Source organism: Vibrio sp. 10N.286.46.A8, assembly GCF_041470165.1.
Taxonomy (GTDB): Bacteria; Pseudomonadota; Gammaproteobacteria; order Enterobacterales; family Vibrionaceae; genus Vibrio; species Vibrio tasmaniensis_A.
This window is the reverse complement of sequence record NZ_JBFRLX010000174.1, coordinates 1-8,341: the sequence shown is the minus strand read 5'-3', so window position 1 is coordinate 8,341 and position 8,341 is coordinate 1. Positions and strand designations below refer to the sequence as shown.

The 8,341-nt window shown below is 43.1% G+C and carries 8 protein-coding genes and 1 pseudogene; 4 read left to right on the top strand and 5 right to left on the bottom strand.

The genetic code is table 11. The features are described 5' to 3' along the window. The 5 genes from AB4232_RS16750 to potA form a co-directional block, all read right to left on the bottom strand. On the bottom strand, nt 1-822 hold an 822-nt coding region (locus AB4232_RS16750; protein WP_372087575.1), incomplete at its 3' end, for an extracellular solute-binding protein. Nucleotides 823-1,049: 227 nt separating this feature from the next. Further along, complete coding sequence (locus AB4232_RS16745) at nt 1,050-2,084, bottom strand: extracellular solute-binding protein (protein WP_372087574.1); 1,035 nt, start codon at nt 2,082-2,084, stop codon at nt 1,050-1,052. Between the two features lie 137 nt (nt 2,085-2,221). After that, on the bottom strand, nt 2,222-2,992 hold the full coding sequence (gene potC, locus AB4232_RS16740) for a spermidine/putrescine ABC transporter permease PotC (RefSeq protein WP_004733706.1): 771 nt from the start codon (nt 2,990-2,992) through the stop codon (nt 2,222-2,224). After that, nucleotides 2,992-3,849 (bottom strand): spermidine/putrescine ABC transporter permease PotB, encoded by an 858-nt coding sequence (potB, locus tag AB4232_RS16735; protein WP_012603924.1) that lies wholly within the window; start codon nt 3,847-3,849, stop codon nt 2,992-2,994. The genes potC and potB overlap by 1 nt, the downstream gene beginning before the upstream one ends. Beyond that, on the bottom strand, nt 3,833-4,948 hold the full coding sequence (gene potA / locus AB4232_RS16730; protein WP_372087573.1) for a spermidine/putrescine ABC transporter ATP-binding protein PotA: 1,116 nt from the start codon (nt 4,946-4,948) through the stop codon (nt 3,833-3,835). Before potA ends, potB begins: the two co-directional genes overlap by 17 nt. Nucleotides 4,949-5,277: 329 nt before the next feature. Between potA and AB4232_RS16725 the strand changes: the two genes are divergently transcribed. From AB4232_RS16725 to AB4232_RS16710, 4 genes and pseudogenes are all read left to right on the top strand, one after another. Then, nucleotides 5,278-6,138: a hypothetical protein gene (locus AB4232_RS16725; protein WP_372087572.1), complete on the top strand. Its 861-nt coding sequence runs from the start codon at nt 5,278-5,280 to the stop codon at nt 6,136-6,138. Continuing rightward, nucleotides 6,131-6,979 carry a glucosaminidase domain-containing protein gene (locus AB4232_RS16720; protein ID WP_135382147.1) on the top strand — a complete coding sequence of 283 codons (849 nt, stop codon included), beginning with the start codon at nt 6,131-6,133 and terminating at the stop codon, nt 6,977-6,979. Before AB4232_RS16725 ends, AB4232_RS16720 begins: the two co-directional genes overlap by 8 nt. 123 nt (nt 6,980-7,102) lie before the next feature. Continuing rightward, nucleotides 7,103-7,753, top strand: a complete 651-nt coding sequence (locus tag AB4232_RS16715; RefSeq protein WP_372087570.1) for a DUF2987 domain-containing protein — start codon at nt 7,103-7,105, stop codon at nt 7,751-7,753. Between the two features lie 289 nt (nt 7,754-8,042). Next, a pseudogene (locus AB4232_RS16710) lies at nt 8,043-8,341 on the top strand (tRNA 2-thiocytidine(32) synthetase TtcA); the annotation flags it as partial.

Sequence of the window (8,341 nt, the reverse complement as noted above, 5' to 3'; positions counted from 1 at the left end):
GAAGTCGATCATCTTATGTGCCGCTTCAGTGTTCTTAGCACCTGCTGGAATCGCTAGGCTATCCATCCAGAAGATAGCGCCTTTCTCTGGCCAGATAATGTCAATCGTTGCGCCTTCTTGACGAGCCATGTAAGCAGAGCCATTCCAAAGCATACCAAGAGACACTTCACCCGCTAGGTAAGGGTTCGCAGGGAAATCTGAGTTAAATACCAATACGTTTGGCATCAGCTTACGAAGTTCTTCGTACGCTTCTTTGATTTCTTCAGGATTAGTCGTGTTTGGAGAGTAACCCAGTTTAGACAGTGCGATATGGAAAACCTCACGAGAGTCATCCATCATCATCAATTGACCTTCCCACTGTGTATCCCACAGATCGCCCCAGTTTTTAACTGATGACTTGTCTAGCATATCTGAGTTGATACCAATACCCGTTGCGCCCCAGATGTATGGGATCGAGTAGTTGTTGTTTGGGTCAAATGGCTTATCTAAGTAATTTGGATCCAAATCTGCAAAGTGGCTTAGCTTAGTTTTATCAAGCTCTTGAAGCATGCCTTCTTTACGCATCTTAGAAACGAAGTAAGTAGAAGGAACGACCAAGTCGTAACCCGTACCTTGAGTTTTTAACTTAGCGTACATGCTTTCGTTAGACTCATAAGTTGAGTAATAGACTTTAATGCCAGTCTCTTCGGTGAAGTCTTCTAGTACTTCATTTGGAATATATTCAGACCAGTTGTAAAAATACAGTTCTTGGTCAGCTGCGAAAGAGGGTGTAGAAAGTAAAGTAGCAGCACACAATGCGCCGGTATACAGTGTTTTTTTCATTACTGTTCCGTTCATTTGTTTGATTTGGAGCTGGGTATTGAACCCAAAGTAAATGGATTTCTAAAAATCGCGCTAAATTATAGCAGTGATATAACAAAATAGGCAGCCTAAGCTGCCTATTGATTGATATTCTTATTTTTAACTTGTTGATTACCTAACTAGGCTTGTTAAGTAAACCCGTTACTTATTAGCCTCTGTTGACCGGAGCAATTAGATAACAGACTCGCTTACTGACCGGCTTTAAGTTTCATGAAGTAATCTTCGTACTTCACTGTCTTATCGCCAACCGCAGCTTGCCATTCCACACGGTCAAGGTCTTCTTGTGACGGGAACAGCGCAGGGCTGTCTTTAAACTTCTCGTTAGACGCTTTAACTGCCGTTAAGTAGCCTGTGTCACGAGAGATTTGCTCTGCAATTTCTGGGCGAAGTAGGAAGTCGATCATCTTATGAGCTGCATCTACGTTTACCGCACCAGAGCTAATCGCAAAGTTATCAACCCAACCGATACCGCCTTCTTTAGGGAAAACCAGTTTGATTGGTAGACCTTCGTTTTGCGCTGCAGCAGCAGAACCGTTCCACAGCATACCAAGACCCACTTCACCAGACATATATGGCGCGCCAGGGTTATCTGAGTTAAAGACTAGAACGTTCGGCATTAGCTTTTGTAGTTCAGCGTAAGCTTCGTCGATCTCTTTCTCGTTGGTTGTGTTACCTGAGTAACCTAGCTTACGCAGTGCGATGTGGAACACTTCACGCGTGTCGTCCATCATCATCAGTTGACCTTCAAGCTCCGGCTTCCATAGGTCAGCCCAGCTTTGGAAATCTTCTGGATCGTACATGTCCGTGTTAACAGCCAAACCTGTAATCGCAACTACGTGTGGAATAGAGTAGTCGTTGCTTGGGTCGTACGGCTTATCTAGGTAGTTAGTATCTAGGTTCTTGAAATTGTACAGCTTAGTTTTGTCGATTTTTTGTAACATACCTTCGTCACGCATCTTAGAAACGAAGTAAGTCGACGGCACAACTAGGTCGTAGCCTTTGTTGTGTGTTTTTAGCTTTGCGTACAAGGTTTCATTCGACTCGTAAGTTGAGTAGATAACCTTGATTCCAGTTTCATCAGTGAACTGTTCTAGAATCTCACTGTTGATGTAAGGTCCCCAGTTCATGAATACCAATTCTTTGTCATCTTTTGCAAACGATGGTGCAGATAACATTGAAAGCGCACATGCACTACCAGCTAATAGAGTAGCCCATTTTTTCATTGACGTTAGCTCCAAACTAAACGTTGCCTAAAGGCAGTAGATAGAAAAACAGAATGGCAATTTACCATTCTGTTTATGAATAACACTTTTGTTAAACTTGAATCTTATCAAGTCCGTCTCAGTAAAGAGTAGGAGACTTACTTGATTTTCTCTCTCGCTAACAACTGAGAAATAATCACCAGTATTAACGACACCACTAACATCACTGTTGCTAGGGCGTTGACCTCTGGAGATATACCGACTTTAACCATCGAGTAAATCTTCAGTGGCAAGATTTCGTAAGTTGGACCTGTTACGAAAGAGCTGATGATCACGTCGTCCAAAGACAGAGTGAAGCTCAATAACCAACCCGCAGCAACCGCTGGCTTAGCAAGAGGTAGAATGATCTGCTTTAGAATCGTCCACTCACTTGCACCTAAGTCTTTTGCTGCTTCTAGCATCTTCACATCAAAGCCATTCAAGCGGCTGTAGACCGTGACAACAACGAACGGTAAACAGAAAGTAATGTGCGCTGCAAGTAGGGTAAAGAACCCAAGTTGTACACCCATAACCAAGAATAGCGCAAGAAGCGAAATCGCCATTACGATATCTGGTGACATCATCACGATGAACAACATGCCATTGACGATGCCTTTACCTTTAAATTGGTAACGGAATAGGGCAACGGCTGTCAGGCTTCCGACAATCGTTGCGGCAGTCGCTGAGAACACCGCTACGTTGATCGAATGCCACGCAGCCTGCATTAGGCTGTCGTTGTTAATCAGTGCGTCATACCACTTGGTGGTAAAACCACCCCATTTCATGCCGAATTTATTGGCATTAAATGAGTTTGCAATCAATACGATAATAGGTAGGTATAGAAAAGCGTATACCAGCGCCATAAAGCTGAACTTAACTGTGCGACCCATTAGTCTAGCTCCACTTTCTTATTCAGTAACTTGCCTGCACGGTAGTAGGCATAAAGCATCACAGCCATTGCCACGGTCAGTGCAATACTCGTCGCAGCGCCAAACGGCCAGTCCCGAGCATTAAGTACTTGGCTCTTAATCACGTTACCAATCAGCAGGTTCTTTGCTCCGCCTAATAGGTCAGAGATGTAGAACATACCTAATGCAGGTAATAACACCAATAAACAACCACCGACAATACCTGGCATAGTCAGTGGTAACACGACTTTCAATAGTGTTTGCAGTTTGTTCGCACCTAAATCTTTAGCCGCTTCTAGGTACGTATCGTCCAGTTTTTCAATCGCTGAATACAGCGGCAGAATCATGAATGGAAGTAGGATATACACCAAACCAATCATTACTGCGGTTTCTGAGTACATGATGCGTAGCGGCTTATCGATAATATCTAACGCTAACAAACCTTTGTTCAGAACCCCTTGAGTACCCAAAACCACTTTCAATCCGTAAGTACGAATCAGTGAGTTAGTCCAAAATGGTACAATCACGAGGAACAACATGATTGGACGCCACTTCGCTGGCATTTTTGCCACGATATAGGCGAACGGGTAACCAATAATTAAACAAAGCAGGGTAGCAACGATTGCCATATAGAAAGAGTGCATCAGCACTTTAAAATACAGCGGATCAGCCAAACGCACATAGTTATCGAGAGTAAAAGTCATCTCAATCAAGTTAGCTTCATCACGAGTTAAGAAACTAGTACCGATGATCATGATGTTTGGAATCATCACGAACAGCACTAACCAACCTGTGATTAAAGCAACAATTGCGTTTTGTAAATTAAACTTCTTGCTCATCTTCTAATACCACTTCCCAGCTCTCAACCCAAGTTACTGCAACTTTTTGGCCCAGTGAGTGATCAACATCAGGGTCATCTTCGTTGAAGAATTCACTAACCATGACACGCATACCCGACTCAAGTTCTACGACTGAATCTAATGTCATGCCTTTATAGGTTCGCTCGACAATGTGACCAACAATACCGCGTTGCTCAGATTCTTTGATTTCTTCGATACGAAGATCTTCAGGGCGAAGCAATACTTGCAGTTTTTGACCCGGTGTTACGTCTTTATCGTGATAGATAATGGACTCTTCACCTTCGATTGTCGCAACAATGCGCTTTTCATCTTGACGAGATTTAGCTGTCGCTTCGAATACGTTAATTTCACCAATGAAACGCGCTACGAATAGGTTCTTAGGCTCTTCGTAGATCTCTCTTGGTGTTCCGTCTTGTTCAATCACGCCATCACGCATAACAATAATGCGGTCGGACATAGAGAGTGCTTCTTCTTGGTCATGCGTTACAAAAATGAACGTGATACCAAGTTGGCGTTGCAGTTGTTTCAGCTCGATTTGCATCTGTTTACGTAGTTTGTAATCCAGAGCAGATAGAGATTCATCCAACAAGAGAACTTTAGGCTTATTAACGACAGCACGAGCGATTGCGATACGTTGCTGTTGACCGCCAGATAGCTGGTGTGGCTTTCGTTGTGCCATTTGCTCTAAGCGCACCATTTTCAAAGCGTCCATTACACGAGGTTCAATCTCGCTGCTTGGAACTTTCTGCATGCGTAAGCCAAATGCCACATTATCGAAAACAGTCATATGCGGGAATAGGGCATAGCTTTGGAAAACAGTGTTTACATGCCTTTGTTCAGCAGGAACTTGGGTTACGTTCTGTCCAGCTAATAGTATTTCACCACTATCTGCCGTTTCAAACCCTGCAATCATCCTTAGTACCGTGGTTTTACCGCAACCGGACGGGCCTAATATCGTGAGAAACTCACCATGATTTACGTTTAAATCCAGATTGCCGATGACTTCCTTACCATCGAAACTTTTACTGATGCCAGTTAGCTGTACTACTGGCGTCCCTACTGATTTTTTAGCGTTCAACGTCTGTTTTTCTCCACCTTGGTTCTATTTGAGACCTGTTGCTATACACCTCTAAGGCGCGCATCATAATCACCAAAAACGTGAATTCAAAGCATTTTTTATCTTTCGAAGACAAAAAAATTCGCAGGTAAAAGTAAACATCCTTTACCATACTGTTATTTGTTGGGTTCACATCCTAACAAGTGTCTAATTATTAACCATTAAGACGTAAAAGCAAGCCTTGTTACAGATTCATATTTTAGTTTGCATCCGACATATGGGTATAATGAAGGTAATTTTTTATCAATAAGTTAGGTGCCTTCGTTTAGTTGGCGCACCTAGGTATCAATATGAACAACGACATCGAAAAAGATTTTAATTTGGGCGGTAGTATCGACCGTGCACTTTCCGGCGATTATGAGCTCAAAGCAACGGCTGTATTCCAAGAGGCTTGGAAACATACGATAAGTCACTTTCTTTCGTTTTCCCCTGCGATTGTTGCGCTGATGTTCGTACAATTGGCTATCTTTTATATCGCACTAAAACTGCAACTTGGTGACCCTGCAGTTATCTTAGATGCGGTAATCGACCCTGAGGCCTTTACACCCCAGATCGTTGAATCGATTTTCATTGCAAATTTTAGCTATGAAGTCGTCAGTGCACCTATCTATGCCGGCATCTGTTTAATGGCAATGAGCCACGCTGCAGGTCTTCAAACTAAAGTACGCCACATAGGCAAAGGTTTGCAGTTTACGATCCCCGTTATTCTAGTGACTTTGTTCAGCCTAATGCTTCAAGGCATCGCTGGTATGATTCTGCCATTTCTGTCTATCTACTTCTCACTTGCGTTCAGCAACTCAATTCTGCTGATTTGTGATAAAAAAGTTCCACCGATGCAATCGCTATTACTTTCTCTAAGAGCAGTAAATAAGAAGATCTTCGTAGTCGCGTCTATATACCTAATGGTTATGCTGATGTTCATCGTTGCCGCAATGATGTACGGCATTGGCTTGATCTTCGTTCTTCCATTCTTCTTCCACGTGAAAGGTATCGTTTACCGTGAGATGTTTGGCATCAAGCTGAAGATAATTGCATCAGACCGCCCAATGAGCGATGACGATAGCGATGGCGATGGCGATGGCGGTAACAATAACGGCAACAACAGTAGCCATGGTAACAAGAACAAAAACCCGCAGGTCTTCGATGCGTAATAACGACAAAGGCAGCGCGAGTAAATCTCTTGCGCTCAAGGTAACAACACTAGCAATCGTGGGTTCTATCTCACTGATTGGCCCATACCTTTACCAAGAAGAAGAACGCCGACGTACGACAGAACAGAGATCTACTTCAGCAGACCAATTTGATGACTTGACTGTTGCTTCAAGCGCACCAAACTTTGCGGCTATTAAGGATGTAAACGAGAAAAAAGACGCGTTTTTCTCGTTCCTACGCCCAAGCATCAAGATTGAAAACAAACGTATCACCAAAGAACGTGCGTTTTTAACTAAGCTCTCTGAATCAGGTTTAAGTAGTATTGATTCTGAAGACATTTCTTATGCGAAAAGGTTAGGGAAGTTGTACAGCTTACCGCTACCTAGCACAGGTATAGAACAGACATGGTTGGCGGAAATGCTTAACCGAGTCAACGTACTGCCAGAGGCGCTGGTACTGACACAGGCTGCTAATGAATCAGCTTGGGGGACATCACGTTTCGCAACCAAAGCAAACAACTATTTCGGACATTGGTGTTACAGCAAAGGTTGTGGTCTTGTGCCGCTACAACGTAACGAAGGCAGCTCGCATGAAGTAGCAACATTTTCTTCCAGCCAAGAATCCGTACACCGTTACTTCATGAACCTTAATCGTAACCGTGCCTATGCAGATTTAAGAGCCATTCGTGCGCAACTGACAGCAAATGGTAATGATCTGTTAACCAAAGAAACGGCGACCGAATTGACCAATGGCTTGTTAAAATATTCTGAGCGAGGTTCAGACTATGTGACTGATTTACAAGCTATGATCCGTCACAACAAGGTATACTGGGAAAAGTAACTCATTTTGATACCAACTTGGTTGCCTTCGAAAGTCGGCTGACACCAAGTAACATCACAAAAAGAGCAGCTCATTGGCTGCTCTTTCTATTTATAAACGCTCAACTTCGACAAGATTATAATAATGAAAAAGACAGTACTCGCTCTATTAGCCACTTTAAGCCTTGGCGTTTCTCTCCCAGCTTCGGCGCAAGAATACATGTTCACGTATTCTAAACTCTATACTCAGCTGAAAAACAACACCAAAGAAGGGCACGATGATGTCAAAGTTGCGGTGTTCTTTGTTGACCAACAAGCACAGAAAACCTGTCACATCAGCAAAGCTTGGATGGAGAAAGAAGAGCACTACGAAGAGCTAAAAGTATCTCCTGCGAATGAGCTGCTTCTACCTGTAGATCAAAACCTGCGCTCAGCAAATCCTCTTATCTTTGTACAAACCCAAGAGCAAGAGTGTGCATATTCGCTCGTTGTAATGACTCAAGAGCCTTTAGCTGGCGATGTTGAAGTTGCACAGCTAGAAAGCCTGTTACCACAGATGCAGGCAATGCTAGAAGACGTAAGCGGTATGTTCTCTAGCTGGTTCACACCTGATATCCAAGGGTTAACGTTGGAGTTCAATGACAAGCTTGAAGGCAACATTGCTCTATCTAACGGTAAACAGATCCCAATTGAAGAAGGGCGAGCTAAATTCACCTTAGAAGAGCTGAATGGAAGTGACAACATCACTTTACCAGAGCCAACGGTTCGCGTATTACCGTACATTCCCGCGCAATAAGTCTAGCTAGAAGCACTCCCTACGCTTTGAGGAAGTAGTTCTTAAGCAGCCTGATCTTTTAGAGAAGGCTGCTTTTCTTTGTCTACTATGCAAACCTCGAATTTGTTAAGACGCGTTTATCTAACCGTTTAGAGAGCTTAAAGCTCAAAAGAAGCGGAATCTTTCCAATACTCAGCTTGTTAATCCTGCCGTTACTATTTCAACATCAAATAAAAATCCGTATAATCCACGCCCTAAAACAGTCCCACTAGCAATCTACAGTCGGTAATACGACGGTGTGAGAGTCGCAATGAACCAAAACGAAAATAAAAAAGAAACACTTGAATTCAACAAGCTTCAGAAACGTCTGAGACGAAATGTTGGAAATGCCATCGTTGACTACAACATGATCGAAGAGAATGACGTAGTAATGGCGTGCATTAGTGGCGGTAAAGATTCATTTGCGATGCTAGATATTTTGCTACGTTTACGTGAAGCTGCACCTATCAAATTCGATGTTGTTGCCGTAAACCTAGACCAAAAACAACCTGGCTTTCCTGAGCACATTCTTCCTGAGTACTTCGAAACTCTGAACATTCCTTACTACAT